The following is a 19,781-nucleotide window of genomic DNA, read 5'->3' on the forward strand; positions in this document are numbered from 1 at the left end:
GGCTAAAGCTGCTCGTTCCCCGGCCGTTATGATGCCCATAATGGTTGGGGAACCGAGATGATGAAGCCTGTCAGAATAGTGGTGGTCGATGATTCGCTGACCATCCGTGCGATGATCGAGACGCTGCTGGAACGGGACCGCCGCATCGAGGTGGTCGGCATCGCCCGCAATGGTGAGGAAGCAATCGACATGATCCGGCTGGAAAAGCCCGATGTCGTGACGCTGGACATCGCCATGCCGGGGAAGGATGGCCTCGCCATCCTGGACGAGATCATGGACATGGAGCCGTGCCCGGTCATCATGTTGTCCAGCCTGATGCGCGACGGCGCACCGATCGTCGCCGAGGCGATGGACCGGGGTGCGGCGGCCTGTTTCAACAAGGCGATGATCGTACGGGAAGCCACCCGCTTCATCGGCCTGATCCGCGATCTGGGCCGTGGCATGATCGTCGCAGAGCCGGAACCGGTGGCGATCGCCGCCTGATCTACGCCCGGACGATTGCAAAAGGGGGAAGGCAGGCATCCGCGCCTTCCCCCCTTTTCGTTGTGCCTTTGCTGTGCGCTTGCTTAAGCTGTTCACCGAGCAGCCGGGCAAGAGGAGCATGCCGATGACCAGCGACGACAATGAACGCCTGTCCGAGGATAGCAATTGGGTACGCAGCACCGGCTTGCAACGCCGGCATGTGCTGGCCGGCGGCGCCTTTGCGGCAGGCTTTGCCGCCGCTTGCCGCCCGGTCGCCAGCAGTGCGGTGCAGACGTCGGGCGAAGGGCTGACGGAAGAGAGCGTCACCATCCCGGCCGATGACGGCTTCGCCCTGCCCGCCTTCGTCGCGCGTCCGGCGGGTGGGAAGGCCGCGCCGGTGATCGTCGTCGTCCATGAGATTTTCGGTGTGCATGAATGGATCCGCGACATGTGCCGCCGCTTCGCCAGGGAAGGCTATTATGCCATCGCGCCGGACCTGTTCGCCCGCCATGGCGACGCGACCAAGATTGCGGACTTCAAGCAACTGGTGGGCACCATCGTGTCGAAGGCGCCCGACGCGCAGGTGCTGGCCGATATCGACACCGTCTATGGCTGGGCCGGCAGCCATGGCGGCAATGGCAAGAAGCGGGGCATTACCGGCTTTTGCTGGGGCGGTCGGATCGTGTGGCTCTATGCCGCGCATAGTGACAGGCTGGATGCCGGGGTCGCCTATTATGGCAGGTTGGTGAGCGACAAGACCGAACTGCAACCATTCAGCGCGATCGAAGAGGTTGCGAAACTCAAGGCGCCGGTGCTGGGTCAATATGGCGCGCTGGACAAGGGCATTCCAATCACGGACGTGGAGGCGATGCGCGCCGCGCTGGCCAAGGCGGGCAAGTCGCCACCCGATGCGATCACCGTTCATGCCGGGGCGGAGCATGGCTTCATGGCCGATTACCGCCCCAGCTATAATGAAGCCGCCGCCAAGGCCGCTTGGGAGGCGACGCTTGGCTGGTTCGGCACCTATGTGAAAAAGTAGCAACTTCCGTTGGCGCTTATTTCCCGCTCGTTATTTCCCCTTCATCGCTTCCACTGCCGCCAGCGTGCTCTTCACATGGCCGGCATAGCTCATCTCGCTATGGACGAAGGCTATGCGGCCGGAGGGGGCGATGACATAGGAGGTGCGGTCGGTCATGCCCGGCCGCATCTTCAAGGCGACGTCATAGCCCGACACGATGCCGGGACCGGCCGAGGCGACGGCGAACTTGCCCGCGCATTCCTTGGTCGAGAAGGCGACGAGATCGTCCACCGGATCGGCCGACATGCCGATGACGGTGGCGCCGGCGGCCTTGAACTTGTCGATATTTTCCGCAAATTCGCGCGCTTCGGCCGAGCAGCCGGGCGTGAACGCCTTGGGGAAGAAATAGAGGACCACGGGGCCGCGCTTGAGCTGGTGCGACAAAGTGAGGGTGAAGGTCTTGCCCGCCTGCGCGCCGCGGGTGGTGAAGTCGGGCGCCTTGGTGCCGATGGCGAGCGCAGCCATGGCATTGCCGGACATGAGGGTCGCGGCAGCGGCGAGGAGAAGGGAGAGGCGCTTCATGACGGGGTTCCTTGCGGCGTTTCGGGGCGATGTTCGGGCTGTTCCCATAATTCGATCGCATTGCCCTCCGGATCGTGAATGCGGGCAAAACGGCCGAGGACAGGATCGTCCCATTCGGGCTTGGTGATGATCTCAACGCCTGCGCCGCGCAAGTGGGCCAGCAGGGAATCGAGATCGGACACGCGGAAATTGAGCATGAAGGCCTTGTCCGCGGCAAAATAGTCGCTGTCCGCCTTGAACGGGGCGAAGACCATAGGCCCACCCTGCGGCTGCCAGATCCATTCGTTTGGCTGGTCAGCGGGATCGACCACGCAGCCACCACCGACGTTCAAATGCGTGCGATACCAGGCCGCCAGCGCATCGGGATCGCGCGCGCGGAAGAACAGGCCGCCCATTCCCAGCACCGGCATGGCATCGACTCCCCTTATGGACCGGACCGAGCCTAGCAGGACGGTGGCACAAGGAAAGGGCGGACGGGAACTGGCGGGGGCGGTGGTCGGTTGGACAGGCATGCGATATGTTTCCGCCGCCCTGCTTGCGCTGCCGCTGCTGCTGACCACCGCCTGTGACCGGACGCCGGATAAACAGGGCGACCGGCCCGGCGTCGTCACCAATATATTGGACCAGACGCTACCCGGTACGAGGCCCAATGTCGCGGAGGCGCCCGACAACGGCATCACGCCGGTCGAGGCGGCCCCGGACGTCAAGACGCCGCCACCCGCCGCCGCGCCGGACGGGCTGATCCCGGCGGCGATGCAGGGGCGTTGGGCGGGGGCGGCGGAGCGTTGCGGCGACAAGGCGGCGGCGCTGGAACTAACGGTCATGCCCGACCAACTGCTGTTCCACGAAAGCGTCGGCACGGTCAAAAGCGTGACCCAGGACAAGGACGGGCGCGCAGCGGTGGAGGCCGCCTTTACCGGCGAGGGCCAGAGCTGGACCCGCACGCTGGCGCTCAGCCTGTCGAAGGATGGCAAGGCGCTGACCGTGGTGAATGACGGTGCCGCAGTGACGCGCAAACGCTGCTGAGGCAGGGCGGTCGCGGACTGAAAAAGGGCAGCGTCCGAAGTTCACAGTGTAACAGGGGTTTTGGGCCGGAAGCATTCTCGAAGCGCTCGCAAGGCTCTCGCGAAGCGTCACTAAGGCTTTCCCGAAGCGTCACCTCCTTCTTCGCCGTGGTGACAGGCATGCACCACCTACGCGCCGCCATTGCACCTTGCGCGCGTCGCATGCCGGGGCGATGGCGTCGATGGATGCGGGACGGCGTCATTCCGCAGGATAGATCAGACAAAATCCTATTAGGAAAGGCTTTCGAGAGGGTGCGATGAGCAGATGCGGACGGTCTGGAAGCGACCAGTTTCGGACACCCAACGTCCGTTCGGGCTGAGCCTGTCGAAGCCCTGATCTTTCTTTTGGGCTTATGTTTGAAGAAAAGTGCGGCCCTTCGACAGGCTCAGGGCGAACGGATGTTTGAGTCTGGAAACGACCGGTTTTTGCCGTTCAGTTCCCTCAAATCCCATCCCAGTTGCGGACATAGGAACTGACTGACAATAAGGCGCAATGACTCTTTCAGCACGATTAAATCGCGGTGAGACGCTGGGCGACCGCGTTATCAAAGTCGATCATGCGGGCGAGCATGGCGCAGTATGTGTTTATCGGGCGCAAAGATGGATTTCGCGCTGGCGATCACCGGAATTGTTGAGTGAACTTGACCAATTTCTTCAACACGAAATCGGGCATCGCGCCCGCTTTGGAGCCGAACTTGAACGCCGACACCGGCCTCGCTGTCGAAGCTACTATTTGTGTGGATTAGGAGGTTTTCTCTTAGGCACGGTGACAGGTTTAGCGGGGCGCGAAGCTGTTGGCGCGACAACTGTTGCCATCGAACGGGTCGTCCTACGGCATATGCGTGAGCAGATTGAGGCGCTTGACGGTAGCGATATCGAGGCCACCGTTATGCTTCGCAAAATCATTCTTGATGAGCAGGAGCATCATGACCTTTCGCTGGCGCACACTTCAACAAATCGCTTTTGGTCAGTTGCCATCGAACCAATAGTCATGGCGTCAACAGAGGCGGTGATTTGGCTTGGAATGCGACTTTAACCTGCCTGTCCGCCATCCACTCACCTTGTCATCACAGCAGCAACGATCATCACGCATCCCTAAACGCCGACTCTTCCCTCCCCCGCGCCGCGCCGCTACAGCCGCGCGATGATCGGCCGTCTGACCTTGAGCGATTTCCGCAATCATGCGGATGCGCTGATCCTGCCCGATCATGCCTTCATCCTGCTGACCGGCGATAATGGCGCGGGGAAGACCAATATATTGGAAGCCGTGTCGATGCTGGCGCCGGGGCGTGGCCTGCGTGGCGCGGCGCTGTCCGCCATGGCGCGGCAGGGGGGTGGCGGTGGCTTCGGTATCGCGGCGGAAGTGAACGGGGTGATGCTGGGCACGGGCGTGACCGCCGCCAGCCCCGACCGGCGGCAGGTGCGGATCGGCGGGGTCGCTTCCTCTGCGAACGCGCTGGCCGATCATCTGTCGATCGTATGGCTGACGCCGGCGATGGACCGGCTCTTCCTGGACAGTCCGGGCGGGCGGCGGCGGTTTCTGGATCGGCTGACGCTGGCGCTGCATCCCGGCCATGCCGCGCACAGCGCCCGCTATGACGCGGCGATGCGGGCACGCAATCGGTTGCTGGCGGACATACGCCGCGCCGATCCGACCTGGCTGAGCGCGCTGGAGGCGCAGATGGGCGAGCATGGCACGGCGCTGGCAGCGGCGCGGGCCGATCTGGTGGCGCGGCTGAATGACGCGCTGGCCGACCAGCCCGACGAACCCTTTGCCCGGCCGTTGATCGCTATCCTGGGGGATGAGGGGAGCGATGAACCGCTGTCGCAGCGATTGGCGCGGGAGCGGCGGCGCGATGCGGCGGCGGGGCGAACGCTGTCCGGCCCCCATCGCCACGACCTGTCCGTCACCCATATCGCCAAGGGGCAGGCCGCCGCGCTCTGTTCCACTGGGGAGCAGAAGGCACTGCTGCTGTCGATCCTGCTCGCCCATGCCGCGCTGGTCGCGGCCGACCGGAGCCAGCCGCCGGTGTTGCTGCTCGACGAAGTGGCGGCCCATCTCGACCCGTTGCGCCGCGCCGCACTGTTCCAACGTTTGCGGGAAAGTGGGGGTCAGGTGTGGATGACGGGCACCGAATCCAGTCTTTTCAGCGAATTACCGGATGCAACCCGGCTGACTGTAACGGCCGGCCATGTTTTTCGTTCCGCAGCATAACGCATCGATAAAACGACTCGTCGCCCGGCGCTTGTCGGTTCGTCCGGCGTCTGGCCTAAGACCGGCATCGGGGTTCAAGCCTAAAAACAAGTCGGGGTCGCAATCGCATGTTCGCTGGTTTTCGCGCGGTTTTCGCGGCGTCTGTTCTTGCGCTTTCGACCCTTCTCGCTGTTCCCGCCACCGCCGGCACGCTGCAATGCGCACCGTTCGCCCGGCAGGTTTCCGGCATCGATATTCACGGCAATGCGAACACCTGGTGGGGCCAGGCCGAAGGCCGCTACGACCGTGGCCATGAACCCCGCGTCGGCGCGGTCCTGGCTTTCTCGGCCAGCCGTTCCATGCCGGTCGGCCATGTCGCCATGGTCAGCAAGGTCGTGAACGACCGCGAAGTGCTGCTGACCCACGCCAACTGGTCCTATCGCGGCGGCATCGAGCGCAATGTCCGCGCCATCGACGTGTCGGCCAACAATGACTGGTCCGACGTGCGCGTGTGGTACGGCCCGATCGGCGACCTGGGCCTCCGCTCCAATCCGGCCAAGGGTTTCATCTACGCCAGCGCGCCCAAGGGCATCGACCAGCCGGTGCAGATCGCGTCGGCCGACACGACCGGCGGCGCGGCCGTCCGTTCGGCCTTCTGAGCCGAATTTTCCCCATAATATTTCCTATCCCACCTCTATCCCGGATGCCGGTTTAACCCTTTCCAAAGGAAGCCGGGCCTAGGGTCGATCCCGGTGGGGCGATTCTAAAAATTTCGGGATCGCATATGTTTCGATCGATGCGCTGGACCGCAGCACTGCTGCTGTCCGGTCTGGCAACCGCGCCCTCCTGGGGATCGGCGGTGCTGCAATGTGTGCCCTATGCCCGGATCGTGTCGGGCGTGGCCATCAGGGGCGATGCGCTGACCTGGTGGGATCAGGCGGACGGACAGTATAAGAGGGGCGACCGGCCGAAAAAGGGCGCGGTGCTGGCGTTCAGGCCCAATGGCCCGATGACGCTGGGCCATGTCGCCGTCGTCAGCAAGATATTGGATGATCGCCGCGTGCTGATCCGCCATGCCAACTGGTCGGTGCCCGGCTCCATCGAAGAAGATGTGCTGGCGATCGACGTGTCGGCGGCGGGCGACTGGAGCCAGGTGCGGGTGTGGCACAGTCCGACCAACCAGATGGGGGCGCGGACCAACCCGACCTTTGGTTTCATCTACCCGGTCAAGGCCAAGCTGCATGATTTCACGCCCGATCCGACGCTGGGCGCGAGCGTGCGCTTCGCCAAGGTGGATTCGGACATGTGGGACGAGCGGACGCTGCCGGCCGTGATGCGCCAGCCGCTTGCGGCGCCGGTGCCAATGCCGGCGAAGGCGGTGCTGGCCAGCCCGACCCGGATGGCGATGGCGACGCCCGTCAAGGCGGTGAAGGCGAGCAAACCAGCGAAAGCATCACGCGAGCCGCATCTGGAAGCCGATCCCTTCGTAGTGGAATATGCCGATGCCACGCCGTCGCAGCGGACGCTGAGCGCGATAATCGCCGATGTGCGGCGCGAAACGGCGATGAACTGACAAACAAAAAGGGCGCCGTCTCCGGCGCCCTTCTTTATGTCATTCCGCGTCTGCGGCCTTGTCCTCGGCGCCTTCGGCCGGGTTCTCGAACCAGGCCTCGACCTCGCCGGTCAGCTTGATCGTCAGCGGATTGCCATGGCGGTCGCGGGTCTTGCCGGCGGCGACGCGAATCCAGCCCTCCGAAATATTATATTCCTCCACATCCTTGCGCTCGCGGCCCTTGAAGCGGATGCCGATGCCGCGCTGGAGCACCTCCATATCGAAATGGGGGCTTTTGGGATTGGTGGAGAGGTGGTTGGGAGGCGTGTCGCTCATGATCATATTCCCTGAAAATTTGCGCCCCGCCTAGCGGTTGGGGCCTATTGCCGTCAACCGCCGCGCTTTTCGTCCACATCGCAAAAGATGCGGCGGATCACCCCTTCGTCCAGCCAGGCGGCAAAGCGGCTTTCGGCGTCGGCAATGCCGGCGAAGGGATAGGCGACCGGCCGGTCGTCCACTGCGCCGCTGGCGCGGGTCAGCCGCGCGAGCGCATCAGGCGCAGTGGTCAGGATGCGGCCGCGCCGGTCGGTCGACGCGCTGTTGACGCCGACGACATGGCCGTCCTCGGCAAAGACCGGACCGCCGCTGATGCCGGACAAGGTGCCGTCGCTGGTCGGGATGCGCCCTTTTTCGGCCCAGGCCAGCACCGGCTGGGTCAGGTCGGTGCGGCCGCGCCGGGCACTGGCTTGCCCGATCAGTTCGGACAAGACCAGGGTCGGCTGGCCGGCGGGGAAGCCCATATGATAGCCCGGTGTGCCCGGCTGCGGCACATGGGCCGATAAGGGCAGCGCCGCATCGCTGGGCAGGCCGTCGCGCACCAGCGCGGCGTCCGCCTCCCGGCTTTCCAGCACGCGCGACACCGGACGAGCGAAGCGGCCATCCTCCAGCCCGACGCGGGCGCAACCATGGGTGACATGCTGCGCCGTCAGCCAGGCGCCGTCGCGATCCACGGCAAAGGCGGTGCCCATCGAATCGGTCGGGCCATCCGGGCTGTCCTCGATCACGAACTGCTCGTCGCCCCAGCCGGGCATGGGGCGGCGCGGGGAGCGCGGATCATATTGCTCCACCTCCAGCGGCGGCACGCGCACATCCTGCCCGAACCAGGCGACCAGCAGCAGCGCGCCCAGCGCGAAGGGCAGGCAGCCGCAGCCCTTGCCACCCGCCATCGGATCAGCCCGCCACCGCCGCGGCGGTGAGGCAGGCGATCGCCGCCTTCATCATGGCAAGGAAGATTGCGGCGGACCGCTCATTCGCCTCGATCCGGGCCGACAGGGTGCCGAGCAGGAAATCGACCAGGCGAAAGGCGACCAGTTGCAGGATCAACGTGACACTGCCCCAGATGACGATATCCCAGACATTGACCGATCCGGCGAGGCAGAAACCCAGGGGTACGGCAAGGCCGATCGCCGCGCCGCCGAGCGAGATAGCAGCGGCTTCATTGCCGCCACGAATCAGCGCGAATTCGTCATGCGGGGTGATCCACATGTAGAGCGCGAGCGCCGCCAGCCAGACAAAAGTGGCGCTGCCCAGATGCAGCAAGAGGATGGGGAGGCCCGACAACAGGCTCTGGATGACGGGCATTGGATCGCTCATGCCGTCAGAAATGCAGCAACCCGCCCCGAGGTTCAATCGGGACGGGTTGCCATGTCAATTTATCACGCTGTTACCGGCAGATGCGCACCCGCACGTCGCGATCGCGATAATAGTCGTAGCGCCATTCGGTCCAGCAGCGGGTCCGATAGCTGGAGCGGTAATAGCCGCGATAGCCCCGCCAGTCGCGACCGCCGCGCCAGTGGCGACGATCATCCCAGCGGCGATTGTCCCAGCGCCGGTTATCCCAATGCCGGTCGCGATCGCCGCGCCAGCCATGACCGCCATAATATTGTGCCTGCGCCGGCGCAGCCGCCGCGCCGAGGCCAGTGATGGCGAGGCCCAGCGCCGCCGCGCCCTTCCAAAACATGTTCATCTCTTCTCTCCTCATAGATCCCGCCCATGAGGGGGTGGGAGCATGAGGAGAGAATGGCCTTGCCCGGCTGAACCGTCCGGGAATGCATCTGTCAGCGACGGTTCAGCCTGAAACGGTGGGTGGATGGCCCATCGCGCCCAACCGTTTCAGCGCCCGCGCAGAGCCGCTTCCGCTTCCTGCATATAGTCGCGGGTGATGGGCAAGGTGCGACGGTTGCGGGCATACTGAATCTGGAAATTCACCATGCCGCCATGTTCGAACACGGTCGCCGCGCCGGCGAGGTAGAAGGTCCAGAGGCGGAAGAAACGTTCGTCATAGAGCGCCACGATATCCGCCTTGTGCGCCATCGTCCGCTTGTACCATTCGCGCAGGGTAAGGCCGTAATGGACGCGCAGCACCTCCACGTCCGTCACCATCAGCCGCGTACCCTCACTGCCCGCCACCATTTCCGACAGGGCCGGAATATAACCGCCGGGGAAAATATATTTGGTGGTGAAGGCGTCGGTCGTGCCGGGGCCTCCCATGCGCCCGATGGTGTGGACCAGCATCACGCCATCGGGGGTCAGCAATTGGCGGCACTTATCGAAGAAGGTGCGGTAATCGGGCGTGCCGACATGTTCGAACATGCCGACCGACACGATCCGGTCGAACGGACCGGTCATGTCGCGATAGTCGATCAATTCGAAGCGGACATGGTCGGCGACGCCGGCGTCGATCGCCCGTTGCCGCGCGACCTTGAGCTGTTCCTCCGACAAAGTGATGCCGGTCACGTCGACGTCGCAGGTGCGATGCAGATAAAGCGCCATGCCGCCCCAGCCGCAGCCGATGTCCAGTACCTTCATGCCCGGTTTCAGGTGCAGCTTGGCGGCGATATGCGCCTTCTTGTCCTCCTGCGCCTGCTCCAGACTGATCCCGGCCTCATTGTCCACATCGGGATAATAAGCGCAGCTATATTGGCGGTCGCGGTCGAGGAAGAGTGCGTAGAGCGCGCCCGACAGGTCATAATGATGGGCGACATTGGCCTTCGACCGGGCGCGGTGGTTGGCACGCCAGAGTTTTTGCCGGACTTCGCTGATGCCGCGCTTGAGCCGGCTCTTCGATTCGATCGACTTGCCCTGCTCCCACGGATTGTTGGCGCGAATCATGGATATGAATTCCATGATGCCGCCGCCTTCTATGGCGACCCGCCCGTCGATCCACGCTTCCGCCATGCCGAGGCGTGGGTCCTTGACGATGTCGAAGGGCACGCGGCCATCCTTGAACCGTAGCGCCAGATCGGGAAATTCGGGATCGGACTGGCCGACCGTAATCGTTTTGCCATTGGCGTAATGGACGGTCACGCGGCCGCGCGTGACGAGCCGCTTGAGAACCAGTTCAAACAGTTTCATGTCGCTACCTTGTCATGTCGTTACGCAGGCGTCAAATACCGGCATACCAGTCATAATCGGCATGGTCTTCCCAAAAGCCGCCCTTACCCTTGCCGATCTTTGCCAGACTGTCCACCGCCTCTATCCCCATGAGATATTTGGCTTGTTTGTAACCCAATTGGCGTTCGACGCGCAGCCTTAGGGGCGCGCCATTCGCTACGGAGAGCGGCCGGTCGTTGAGCGCGAAGGTCAGGATGGTCTGGGGATGAAAGGCATCGGCAAGGTCGATGCTTTCATAATAGGGCCGCCCCCCGCCCATATCGTCGGCGCAGCGAAAGACGATGTAGCGCACCCGGCTTTTCAGCCCCGCCCCGTCGAGAATCGTCTTCAGCGGCACGCCGCGCCACTTGCCGATCGCGCTCCATCCTTCGACGCAATCATGACGGGTGATCTGCTCGCGATGCGGCAGGCGGTGCAATTGCGATAGCGAAAGCGACAGGTCGCGCGCCACCAGCCCCGTTACCTGCAGCCGCCAGTCAGCAAAGCCGCCCCGCCAGAGCGCCTTATAGGCGGCCGTGTTGGGATTGGCGGTGCCATTGGCGCGGAAGATGGGAGAAATCTGGTCGGGCCGAAACTCCCGTGCCAGCGCTTCGGGCGCCATCAGGCCGCGCTGCGCCCATTTGTGGAAATTCTCGGCGGAAAAGAGCGCCTCTCGGAAGCGCTCGTCGCGCGCCAGCCGATCGCAGCCCGCCAGCGTGGCGGTGGCGCCGAGCAGCAGTGTACGACGGGTCAGGATCATGGCCGGTCCTGCGACAGGCGAAAGCGGCCGGTGATGATCGCCCGAACCTGCTTCCATGGCCCGCTGAGCAGCACCATGAGGATATGGACGAGAAAGAAGGCGAGCAGTGCAAAGGCGGTGATGAAATGGATCGATCGCGCCGATTGCCGCCCGCCGAACAGATCGACCAGCCAGGGCCAGGCCGCATTCATACCGGGCGACATGGTGAGGCCGGTCAGGATGACGAGCGGCAGCGCGACGAAGAGCACGCCGACATAGCTGGCCTTCTGCAGCAGGCCATAATGCAAGGCGCCCTCCCCCGTGGGAAAGCGCAGCCGGGCATGGTCGCATATGTCCTGCCAGAGGTGGCGCGAGGTCAATTCGTTACGGCGAAAGGCGAGATCGCGGGCGATATGGCGGTTGGCGAGGCTCCAGAGCATATAGGCGAGCAGCCCGAAGGCGAAGATCGGCGCTGCGGCCAGATGCCAGTGGCGCGACAGGGCCAGGCTGTAATGGCCCGGCAGGGTGATCCAGCCGGGAAAGCGATCCAGCGTCAGCCAGGGATGGTCGAAATTGGCACCATATTGCCCCCAATAGAGTCGGGGATGGGCGTTAAAGATGCCAAGGCCACTGGTGAACAGGGTGTAGAGCAGCAGCGCGTTCAGCGCGTGCCACAGGCGCGTGGAAAGACGATGGCGTCGGACCATCCTGTCTGCGCTGTCGGCTTTGCTGCCCATGGCACCATCCTATCCGATTCTGGCGACGGGTCCATAGGCGACCATGCGCAAGGGCGTGTTCCGGCACGATCCGGACGGCGGAAGCCACCATCGCTGATGTAACCGTTTTGCAACACAAGCCCTGAAATTGATTGAAATAAAGATCGACCCCCTTTGCAACTCAAACTCGCAATCCTAGATGGCTGCTGCGCGGTCATGATGCGGATCGCGCTCTTGATCTCCCGATAATGGAGAGAAGAGACGCAGGAGTTATTATGAGAATAAGTTCGTAATATCTTTGCATCGAACCTGAACGCCGGATGAATGTCTAAGTCACGGCGACAAGATAAATATCGAGGACTTTATGAAGACTGTGATTTTCGCAGCGATTGCTGCTGCCACCGTTGTTTCGGCTCCTGCTTTCGCTCAGGACGCTGCGCCCTTCACCGGGCCGCGCGCGGGCGTGACGCTGGGCTATGACAAGATCGGCGGCGAAGACGGCTTCTCCTACGGCGTCAACGCCGGCTACGACCTCGCGCTCGCACCGCGCATCGTCGGCGGCGTGGAAGTCAGCCTGGGCGACAGCACCGTCGACGACAGCGGCCTGGACGTCAGCCGTGACATCGCCGCGTCGCTGCGCGCCGGCTATGTCGTGACCCCGCGCGTCCTGGCCTTCGGCAAGGTCGGCTACGCTTCGACCCGCTTCGAAGCCGCTGGTGACGGCGTCGGCCTGGAAGGCGTGCGCTACGGCGGTGGCCTGGAGTTCGCGGCGACCCCGAACACCTACATCTCGGCTGAATATCAGCGCACCGAATATGAGCAGAACATCGGCGGCCGCGACGCCGCGGTGGTCGGCATCGGCTTCCGTTTCTGATCCCTCTCAAAACGATCAGATCTTAAGGAAGGGCGGCCTTGCAAGAGGCCGCCCTTTTCTTGTGCCTGCCAAAGTCAGGCGGGCAAGGGTTGCAGATCCGGCTCCACCCAGGCCAGTCGCGCCGGCGCCGCCATCAACAGATCGCGCGACCAATAAGTGAACAGCCAGTCCTTGTCGCCCAGCGGAGACGCCATCAGTGCGGCCAGCGCGTCGGTCGGCGCAATGTTGTCGGGCAGGCCAGCGAGTAGCGCGCGCGCCATGTGCAGCGAGGCCTGCGTGATCGTTTCATGATAGCCGCTGCTGTCACTGTTCACGCCACCCACGCTTTCATTGTAGCGGCGAATGAGGTCGGGCATGTCGCGTTCGGGCTGGATGTCGGGGCGTTTCAGAATCAGCCAGAGCGCGGTCGCAAAATGCGCCTGATGCGTCCAGCATTCCTTGGGCAGGGTGCAGGCGCAAAAACCATTCGCCAGCGCCTCGATCTCGTCATCGGTCATGTTCGTTCCCCCAAAAGAAAAGCCCCGCCGTTGCGGGCGGGGCTTGTCATGATGCGTATGCCGCACAGCTTGTCGTCCCCGGATTATCCCAGTGCGGCTTGCTTCTCTTCGGCGAGGCGCTTCATTTCCGCCTTGCTCTTCTTCTCGCTCGCCGACTTGAGCTGGCCGCAAGCCGCCATGATGTCGCGGCCGCGCGGTGTGCGCACCGGCGCGCTGATGCCGCCTTCGAACACGATGCTGCTGAACGCACGGACGCGCTCGGGCGTCGAACATTCATAGTCGGTGCCGGGCCAGGGGTTGAACGGGATCAGGTTGACCTTGGCCGGCAGCTTGTACTTGCGGATCAGGCGAACCAGTTCGCGCGCGTCCTCATCACTGTCATTCTTGTCGCGAATCATCACATATTCGAAGGTGATGCGGCGCGCATTGCTGGCCTTGGGATAGTCGGCACAGGCCTGCAGCAATTCCTCGATGCCATATTTGCGGTTGAGCGGGACCAGTTCGTCGCGCACTTCCTTGGTCACGGCATGGAGCGAGACGGCCAGATTGACGCCGATTTCCTCGCTGGCGCGCGCCATCATCGGGATGACGCCAGAGGTGGACAGGGTGATGCGGCGGCGCGACAGGGCCAGGCCGTCGCCATCCATCACGACCTTGAGCGCATCGCGCACATGCTCGAAATTATAGAGCGGCTCACCCATGCCCATCATGACGATGTTCGTCAGCATCCGCCCGTCGGGCGAATATTGCGGGGCGTCCTCATCCTCGTCGGCATCATTGGCCGCACCCATATTGCCCTTGGGCCATTCGCCCAGCGCGTCGCGGGCCAGCATCACCTGACCCACAATCTCGCCCGGCGTCAGGTTGCGCACCAGCCGCATCGTGCCGGTGTGGCAGAAGCTGCAATTCAAGGTGCAGCCGACCTGGCTGGAGACGCACAGCGTGCCGCGATCCGCATCGGGGATGAAGACCATTTCATAATCCTGTCCGTCGTCGGAGCGGAGAAGCCATTTGCGGGTGCCGTCGCTCGACACCTGCGCCTCCACCACCTGCGGGCGGCCGACGACGAAACGTTCGGCCAGCCAGCCGCGCATCGGCTTGGCCAGGTCGGTCATCGCCTCGAAATCGGTTTCGCCGCGATGATAGAGCCAGTGGAACAGCTGCTTGGAGCGCAGCTTGGCGGCCTTCAGGTCGAGGCCGACCTCCTCCAGCGCCCCCTTTATCTGCGGGCGCGACAGGCCCATCAGGTCGATGCGGCCATCTTCGCGCGGCGTCACGGCGCGCGGCACGGGCACAGGATCAAGGGGGCCGGGAATCGGCATGAGTGGGCTGGCGGCTGATTGCATGGCCGCGCACATAGTCGATTTTCGCAGAATTTTAAAGATGGGTTGAACGTCGAAGCACGGCACCGGCCCACACCCCCATCCGACCGCCTACAGCGTATCCTGATTGGGCAGTCGGGTGGGGGTGTGGGCCGGTGCCGTAAAAATGCGCTCTACCGCGCATTTTCAAGTTTAACGCAATTTCGCGCAACCCAATGCCGCCGCGTCGATCGCCGTCGCAGCGCCGCGCAGGGCATAGCTGTCGGCAAAGCCGCGGCCATCCGCACCGACGCTGGCAACGCTCATGCTGCTGGCGGAGCGCATGGCGGCAATGATCTGCGCGTCCCCGCGCGCATCGGCAGCCCAGGCGTCCATCTGCCCCGCGACCAGCGTGAAGCGCCGTTCACCCACGGTCAGGATCACCGGCGCCTTGCCCCCGAGCGCCCGGCTGAGGCGAACGTGCAACTGACCGCGCACATGGCTGCGCGGCCATGTGCCGACCGAGGCGAAGCCCTTCGACTGCTGCCCACGGCGCGCGACCGGCTGGGCGATGGCGTAGCAGCGCGGGGTCACAGGATCGCGGAAGGCGCCCCAGTTTTCGAAAATACCCAATGAATCACGCGCTGTGACCGGTGATGCCACAAGCAGCAGCAGGGGGAGCAGGACCAGGGCGCTAGGGGTTGTGGGGCGCATGGTTGAGGCAAAGCGCAAGCCGTCCCCTTTTGCAACCCCGACCGGGTAAAAGCGTGCATGCGACGCTTGCAGGAGGCGTTCCAACGGTTATGAAGGAGCATCCATCATTGTCGCCGGGATTCGACCGAACCCCCGGCTATCGGCTTAAAAAGAACGGACAGAACAGGGACATGAAGGCCACCATCGAACGCGCAACGCTCCTCAAGAGCCTGAGCCACGTACAGTCGGTGGTCGAGCGCAGAAATACCATTCCGATCCTGTCCAACGTTCTGATCGAAGCATCGGCCGACGGCGCGATCAAGCTGATGGCGACCGACCTCGACCTCCAGATCGTCGAAAGCGTGTCGGCACAAGTGGAGCAGCCCGGTGCGACCACCATTTCCGCGCACACATTGTTCGACATCGCCCGCAAGCTGCCCGAAGGCAGCCAGGTGTCGCTGCACGCGGCCGAGGGCAAGATGCTGATCCAGGCTGGCCGCGCCCGGTTCAACCTGTCGACCCTGCCGCGCGACGATTTCCCGGTGATCGCCGAGGGCGACCTGCCGACGACGTTCGAACTGCCGGCCGAGACGCTCAAGCAGATCATCGACAAGACGCGCTTCGCCATTTCGACCGAAGAGACGCGCTACTATCTGAACGGCATCTATTTCCACGTCACCGACGACGACCAGCCGGTGCTGAAGGCCGCCGCAACCGACGGCCACCGCCTCGCCCGCGTCACCGTGACCCGGCCTGATGGCGCCGACGGCATGCCCGGCATCATCATCCCGCGCAAATGTATCGGCGAACTGCGCAAGCTGCTGGACGAGGTCGAAGGATCGGTCGGCATCGCCCTGTCGGCCAGCAAGATCCGCTTCGGCCTGGGCAGCGCGATCCTGACCAGCAAGCTGATCGACGGCACCTTCCCCGATTATAGCCGCGTCATCCCGACCGCGAACGACAAGCTGCTCAAGATCGATCCGCGCAGTTTCGAGGATGGCGTCGATCGCGTCGCCACCATCGCCACGGAAAAGACCCGCGCGGTCAAGATGAGCCTGGACAAGGACAAGATCACCCTGTCCGTCACCAGCCCTGAAAATGGCACGGCGGCCGAGGAAGTGCCCGGCGCATTCCAGGGCGAAGGGTTCGATATCGGCTTCAACGCCCGCTATCTGCTGGACATATTGGGACAGATCGACAGCGACCTGGTCGAACTGCACCTGGCCGATGCCGCAGCGCCGACGCTGATCCGCGAAAGCGATGCCAGCCCGGCGCTCTATGTGCTGATGCCGATGCGGGTGTGACCTGACCTTTGGTGCAGGCCCCAGCCTGCACCAAAGCGGACCGGAGGTAATCCTCTGGCAAGAAGTTTGCGCTATTAGTAGACCATGTCCCTGCTGCGCGCATCCCTGAACGATAGCCCGTCCCGTCCGATGACTTTGATGGTCGCCCTCGGCCTTTCCGAGAGCGGAACCGAGGTATCGGCCTCCTGGATTTCGGGCACTTTCTTTCATATCGCACGCCTGTGGCCGCTGATCCTGCTGGCCAAGTTCAGCGTCGTGGCACTGCTCAACCTGCCCTTCTATTCGGGCGAGCCGTTCCAGATCGCGCTGATGATCGCCATGTTGATGATCGACGGCGCACTGATGCTGCTGCCGCGTCGCAGTTGGTTCCGCCACCGCATGCCGCATGTCCAGAACTGGATGATGCTGCCGATGGTGTTCCTGTCGGGCCTGACCTTCAGCCTGTGGCTGGGCTATGAAACCAAGGCGGCGACCGACGCATTGTTCCTGGCAGCCGTGCCCGAATTGTCTGTCGCGCTTCTGGCCGTCTGCATCTTCGGCGACCGGCGCCTGCTTGGCATCAGCTATTTCCTGGGCGCACTGCTCGTATCGGTGGTGGAAAAGGCCGGCATGGCCCAGATCGGCCTGCTGCTGAGCTGTGTCATCGTCATGCTGGTGGCGACGCTGCGCCAGGCGACGGCAGACCGCGACCAGGCGATCGCCCGGCACCAGCAGGATCTGCGCGCCCAGCGTTCCGATCGCCTGCTTCAGGAACATGAGCGGACCGGGCGCGGCTGGTTCTGGGAAACCGACCGGCAGGGTTGCCTGACCTATATTTCGGACACGCTGGCCCAGTCGCTGTCGCTGTCCGTCGAGACGCTGATCGGCAAGCCGATCACCGAGATCGTCCGCCCCGGCGACAAGAAGCAGGGCGATGGCGAACGCACGCTGGGTTTTCACCTATCCGCGCGCACCGGCTTTGCCGACATCGCTGTCTGCGCCGCCATGGCAAAGGAAGAGGAGCGCTGGTGGTCGATTTCCGGCCAACCGGTGTTCAACGAATATGGCCAGTTCCACGGCTTTCGCGGGTCGGGCACCGACCTGACCGAAACCCGGCGTAATCAGGCGGAGGTGACGCGGCTCGCCCAGTTCGATTCGCTGACCGGCCTTGCCAACCGTATCCAGATGCTGCGTTCGCTGGAGCAGGCCGTGGCGGATCGCCATGGGAAGCCCGGCGAATGCACGCTGATGATGCTGGATCTCGACCGGTTCAAGACGGTCAACGATACGCTGGGCCATCCCGCCGGCGACGCCCTGCTGCGGCAGGTCAGCCAGCGGCTGCAACGGGTGGTCGGCGAAAAGGGACTGGTCGGCCGGCAGGGCGGCGACGAGTTCAAGATATTGCTGCCGGGCCGCCACGACCAGACCGTACTCGCCCATCTGGCGCAGGCGATCATCAGCGCTGTGTCGCAACCCTATACGATCGAAGGCAATGCCGTGGTCATCGGCGTGTCGATCGGCCTGTCGGCTTGCCCGCAGGACGGCGTCACCGCCGACGCGCTGATCCGCAATGCCGACCTTGCCCTTTATGCCGCCAAGGGCGACGGGCGCGGCGTCCACCGTTTTTATTCATCGGATATGCATGCCGATGCGGAAAATCGCCGCCAGTTGGAAGAGGATCTGCGCCGCGCGCTCACCGCCGATGGCCTGCACCTCGTCTACCAGCCGGTCGTATCGTCCAAGACCGAACAGATCACCGGCTATGAAGCGCTGCTGCGCTGGAACCATCCGGTGCGCGGGCCGATATCCCCCGCCCTGTTCATCCCGATCGCCGAAGATAGCGGGCTGATCGCCCAGATCGGCGAATGGGTGATGCGCACAGCTTGCCGTGACGCCGCGCAATGGCATGACGGTATCCGCGTCGCGGTCAACGTGTCGCCGACCCAGTTCGCCAATCCGGGCTTCCCCTCGACGGTGATGAGCGCGCTCGCCGCGTCACAGCTGGCGCCCGAGCGGCTGGAGCTGGAGATCACCGAAAGCGTCTTCCTGAACGACAATGATGGCACGGATGCGATGTTCAACCGGCTGAAGGCGATCGGCGTTCGGCTGGCGCTGGACGATTTCGGCACCGGCTATTCCTCGCTCGGCTATCTGAAGAAAGCGCCGTTCGACAAGATCAAGATCGACCAGAGCTTCGTGCGCGGCGCCGCGATCAAGGGCAATCGCAACAGCGCAATCATCAAGGCGATCGTCAGCCTGGCCGAGGCGCTGGGCATGGACACCACGGCGGAAGGCGCCGAGACGCAGGACGAGCTGGCACTGATCCGCCAGCTGGGCTGCAGCCATATCCAGGGCTATATCTACGGTCGGCCGATGCCCATGGCCGATGTGATGGCCAGTCAGAGCCGCGCCGGTACTGCCGCCAGTGCCACCGGCTTCCAGTCCAGCCGCCCCGAGCGCAAGACGATGCTGCGCACCATCGCGGTCCATCATGACGGCCATGTCTATACCGGCCGTGTCCGCAACATCAGCGCCACAGGCGCGCTGATCGAGGGATTATGGAACGTGCCGGTCGGCACCCTGTTTGCGATCGAACTGGCCGAGAACCAGTTCGTCAACGCCACCAGCCGCTGGTCCAAGGACGATCGCATGGGCGTGGAATTTGCCGGCGCGGTCGACGTCAGCAAGCTGCGCAACCCGCCACGGTCGATGGCGTCCTAAACTGGTATCAGGAAGTCGCCACTGTCGATGACCGGCAAGGCGGACGGATCGCGCGCATAGACATAGGCCCATGCCGTGACCGGGCCGTCAGGCCCCGTGACCGTCAGCCATAAGCGCCGATATTCATGCGGTTCCGGACTGTGCGCAGCGCATTCCTCATAATCGTCGAGCCAGTCCAGCGTGGCATCCGCATCGGCCAGCGCAAACAGATCGCCCATGACCATGCCGTCCGGCCCCGCTATGAAGCCGGGATAACCGTCCAGGCGGTAGAGGGTGCCGCCAGCCCATGCCGGCCCCACATGGCGCGCCTCCGCCCGCAGCCGCCGCGCCATCGGCCCGTCAAAGGCGGGACGCAGCGTGCCGTAGACGAACAGGAAGTTAGCGTTCATCGCGATATTTTCGCCAGAACGCGGTGAAATTTCCCAATAGCCGGATATTTCACCAGCGTGATGCATCGACTATAATGCCGAAACTCCCGCATTTCGGCCAAAAATTCAAACTGGCACGGCATCTGCAATCCCTGTTGGCATCAAGGCCAGACGGCCGATGACAGAAAGCAGGGAGTATCCACCATGTCCATCGCCAAGATCCAGAACACCGCCTTCGCCCTCGTCGGCGCCTTCATTGTCGCCAGCCTGTTCGTCAGCGCGGCC

General features: G+C 63.7%; 23 protein-coding genes. 10 read left to right on the top strand and 13 right to left on the bottom strand.

Features of this window, described 5'->3' with window-relative positions:
• Positions 1–57 precede the first annotated feature (57 nt).
• Both ACNHGR_RS12590 and ACNHGR_RS12595 read left to right on the top strand, forming a co-directional pair.
• Positions 58–483, top strand: a complete 426-nt coding sequence (locus ACNHGR_RS12590; protein WP_475286495.1) for a response regulator — start codon at positions 58–60, stop codon at positions 481–483.
• A gap of 124 nt (positions 484–607) precedes the next feature.
• Complete coding sequence (locus ACNHGR_RS12595; RefSeq protein ID WP_475286497.1) at positions 608–1,501, top strand: dienelactone hydrolase family protein; 894 nt, start codon at positions 608–610, stop codon at positions 1,499–1,501.
• Between the two features lie 30 nt (positions 1,502–1,531).
• Here ACNHGR_RS12595 and ACNHGR_RS12600 read toward each other — a convergent pair whose 3' ends face one another.
• Both ACNHGR_RS12600 and ACNHGR_RS12605 read right to left on the bottom strand, forming a co-directional pair.
• A complete protein-coding gene (locus tag ACNHGR_RS12600) occupies positions 1,532–2,062 on the bottom strand; it encodes a peroxiredoxin (protein ID WP_184267747.1) in 531 nt (176 codons plus the stop codon).
• Positions 2,059–2,472, bottom strand: a complete 414-nt coding sequence (locus ACNHGR_RS12605; protein WP_475286499.1) for a VOC family protein — start codon at positions 2,470–2,472, stop codon at positions 2,059–2,061. The genes ACNHGR_RS12600 and ACNHGR_RS12605 overlap by 4 nt, the downstream gene beginning before the upstream one ends.
• Before the next feature lie 100 nt (positions 2,473–2,572).
• Between ACNHGR_RS12605 and ACNHGR_RS12610 the strand changes: the two genes are divergently transcribed.
• The 5 genes from ACNHGR_RS12610 (at position 2,573) to ACNHGR_RS12630 (ending at position 6,893) form a co-directional block, all read left to right on the top strand.
• Positions 2,573–3,088 (top strand): hypothetical protein, encoded by a 516-nt coding sequence (locus tag ACNHGR_RS12610; RefSeq protein ID WP_475286501.1) that lies wholly within the window; start codon positions 2,573–2,575, stop codon positions 3,086–3,088.
• A 531-nt stretch (positions 3,089–3,619) separates the two neighbouring features.
• On the top strand, positions 3,620–4,162 hold the full coding sequence (locus tag ACNHGR_RS12615; RefSeq protein ID WP_475286503.1) for a demethoxyubiquinone hydroxylase family protein: 543 nt from the start codon (positions 3,620–3,622) through the stop codon (positions 4,160–4,162).
• 108 nt (positions 4,163–4,270) lie between these two features.
• Complete coding sequence (gene recF / locus ACNHGR_RS12620; RefSeq protein WP_475286505.1) at positions 4,271–5,341, top strand: DNA replication/repair protein RecF; 1,071 nt, start codon at positions 4,271–4,273, stop codon at positions 5,339–5,341.
• Between the two features lie 107 nt (positions 5,342–5,448).
• The gene (locus ACNHGR_RS12625; RefSeq protein ID WP_184267755.1) at positions 5,449–5,979 is read left to right on the top strand and encodes a CHAP domain-containing protein; all 531 of its coding nucleotides are present in this window, start codon (positions 5,449–5,451) and stop codon (positions 5,977–5,979) included.
• 125 nt (positions 5,980–6,104) lie between these two features.
• Positions 6,105–6,893 carry a CHAP domain-containing protein gene (locus ACNHGR_RS12630; protein WP_475286507.1) on the top strand — a complete coding sequence of 263 codons (789 nt, stop codon included), beginning with the start codon at positions 6,105–6,107 and terminating at the stop codon, positions 6,891–6,893.
• Between the two features lie 39 nt (positions 6,894–6,932).
• On the opposite strand, the gene ACNHGR_RS12635 is transcribed toward ACNHGR_RS12630, so the two are convergent.
• The 7 genes from ACNHGR_RS12635 to ACNHGR_RS12665 all read right to left on the bottom strand — a co-directional run bounded on the left by ACNHGR_RS12635 (position 6,933) and on the right by ACNHGR_RS12665 (position 11,780).
• Entirely contained in the window at positions 6,933–7,208 is a 276-nt protein-coding gene (locus tag ACNHGR_RS12635) for a DUF3297 family protein (protein ID WP_184267759.1), read from the bottom strand.
• 53 nt (positions 7,209–7,261) lie between these two features.
• Positions 7,262–8,098, bottom strand: a complete 837-nt coding sequence (locus ACNHGR_RS12640) for a S1 family peptidase (protein WP_184267761.1) — start codon at positions 8,096–8,098, stop codon at positions 7,262–7,264.
• Positions 8,099–8,102: 4 nt separating this feature from the next.
• Positions 8,103–8,525 carry a DUF350 domain-containing protein gene (locus ACNHGR_RS12645; protein ID WP_475286510.1) on the bottom strand — a complete coding sequence of 141 codons (423 nt, stop codon included), beginning with the start codon at positions 8,523–8,525 and terminating at the stop codon, positions 8,103–8,105.
• Between the two features lie 70 nt (positions 8,526–8,595).
• Positions 8,596–8,898: a hypothetical protein gene (locus ACNHGR_RS12650; protein WP_475286512.1), complete on the bottom strand. Its 303-nt coding sequence runs from the start codon at positions 8,896–8,898 to the stop codon at positions 8,596–8,598.
• Between the two features lie 146 nt (positions 8,899–9,044).
• Positions 9,045–10,286 (bottom strand): class I SAM-dependent methyltransferase, encoded by a 1,242-nt coding sequence (locus ACNHGR_RS12655; protein ID WP_475286513.1) that lies wholly within the window; start codon positions 10,284–10,286, stop codon positions 9,045–9,047.
• Positions 10,287–10,317: 31 nt separating this feature from the next.
• The gene (locus ACNHGR_RS12660; protein ID WP_475286514.1) at positions 10,318–11,064 is read right to left on the bottom strand and encodes a molybdopterin-binding protein; all 747 of its coding nucleotides are present in this window, start codon (positions 11,062–11,064) and stop codon (positions 10,318–10,320) included.
• Positions 11,061–11,780: a cytochrome b/b6 domain-containing protein gene (locus ACNHGR_RS12665; protein WP_475286516.1), complete on the bottom strand. Its 720-nt coding sequence runs from the start codon at positions 11,778–11,780 to the stop codon at positions 11,061–11,063. Before ACNHGR_RS12665 ends, ACNHGR_RS12660 begins: the two co-directional genes overlap by 4 nt.
• Before the next feature lie 343 nt (positions 11,781–12,123).
• On the opposite strand from ACNHGR_RS12665, the gene ACNHGR_RS12670 reads away from it, so the two are divergent.
• Positions 12,124–12,633: a porin family protein gene (locus tag ACNHGR_RS12670; protein ID WP_184267770.1), complete on the top strand. Its 510-nt coding sequence runs from the start codon at positions 12,124–12,126 to the stop codon at positions 12,631–12,633.
• 74 nt (positions 12,634–12,707) lie between these two features.
• On the opposite strand, the gene ACNHGR_RS12675 is transcribed toward ACNHGR_RS12670, so the two are convergent.
• From ACNHGR_RS12675 to ACNHGR_RS12685, 3 genes are all read right to left on the bottom strand, one after another.
• The gene (locus ACNHGR_RS12675; RefSeq protein WP_184267772.1) at positions 12,708–13,130 is read right to left on the bottom strand and encodes a hypothetical protein; all 423 of its coding nucleotides are present in this window, start codon (positions 13,128–13,130) and stop codon (positions 12,708–12,710) included.
• A gap of 83 nt (positions 13,131–13,213) precedes the next feature.
• On the bottom strand, positions 13,214–14,476 hold the full coding sequence (rlmN, locus tag ACNHGR_RS12680) for a dual-specificity RNA methyltransferase RlmN (RefSeq protein ID WP_475286519.1): 1,263 nt from the start codon (positions 14,474–14,476) through the stop codon (positions 13,214–13,216).
• Between the two features lie 168 nt (positions 14,477–14,644).
• Positions 14,645–15,145, bottom strand: a complete 501-nt coding sequence (locus tag ACNHGR_RS12685) for a hypothetical protein (RefSeq protein WP_475288416.1) — start codon at positions 15,143–15,145, stop codon at positions 14,645–14,647.
• A gap of 170 nt (positions 15,146–15,315) precedes the next feature.
• Between ACNHGR_RS12685 and dnaN the strand changes: the two genes are divergently transcribed.
• Together dnaN and ACNHGR_RS12695 are read left to right on the top strand one after the other, a co-directional pair.
• Positions 15,316–16,428: a DNA polymerase III subunit beta gene (dnaN, locus tag ACNHGR_RS12690; RefSeq protein ID WP_184267777.1), complete on the top strand. Its 1,113-nt coding sequence runs from the start codon at positions 15,316–15,318 to the stop codon at positions 16,426–16,428.
• Positions 16,429–16,512: 84 nt separating this feature from the next.
• Entirely contained in the window at positions 16,513–19,128 is a 2,616-nt protein-coding gene (locus tag ACNHGR_RS12695; protein WP_475286521.1) for an EAL domain-containing protein, read from the top strand.
• Here ACNHGR_RS12695 and ACNHGR_RS12700 read toward each other — a convergent pair.
• Positions 19,125–19,517: a gamma-glutamylcyclotransferase family protein gene (locus ACNHGR_RS12700; RefSeq protein ID WP_475286523.1), complete on the bottom strand. Its 393-nt coding sequence runs from the start codon at positions 19,515–19,517 to the stop codon at positions 19,125–19,127. The genes ACNHGR_RS12695 and ACNHGR_RS12700 overlap by 4 nt on opposite strands.
• Between the last annotated feature and the right edge of the window lie 264 nt (positions 19,518–19,781).

The organism is Sphingobium sp. RS1 (assembly GCF_056156825.1).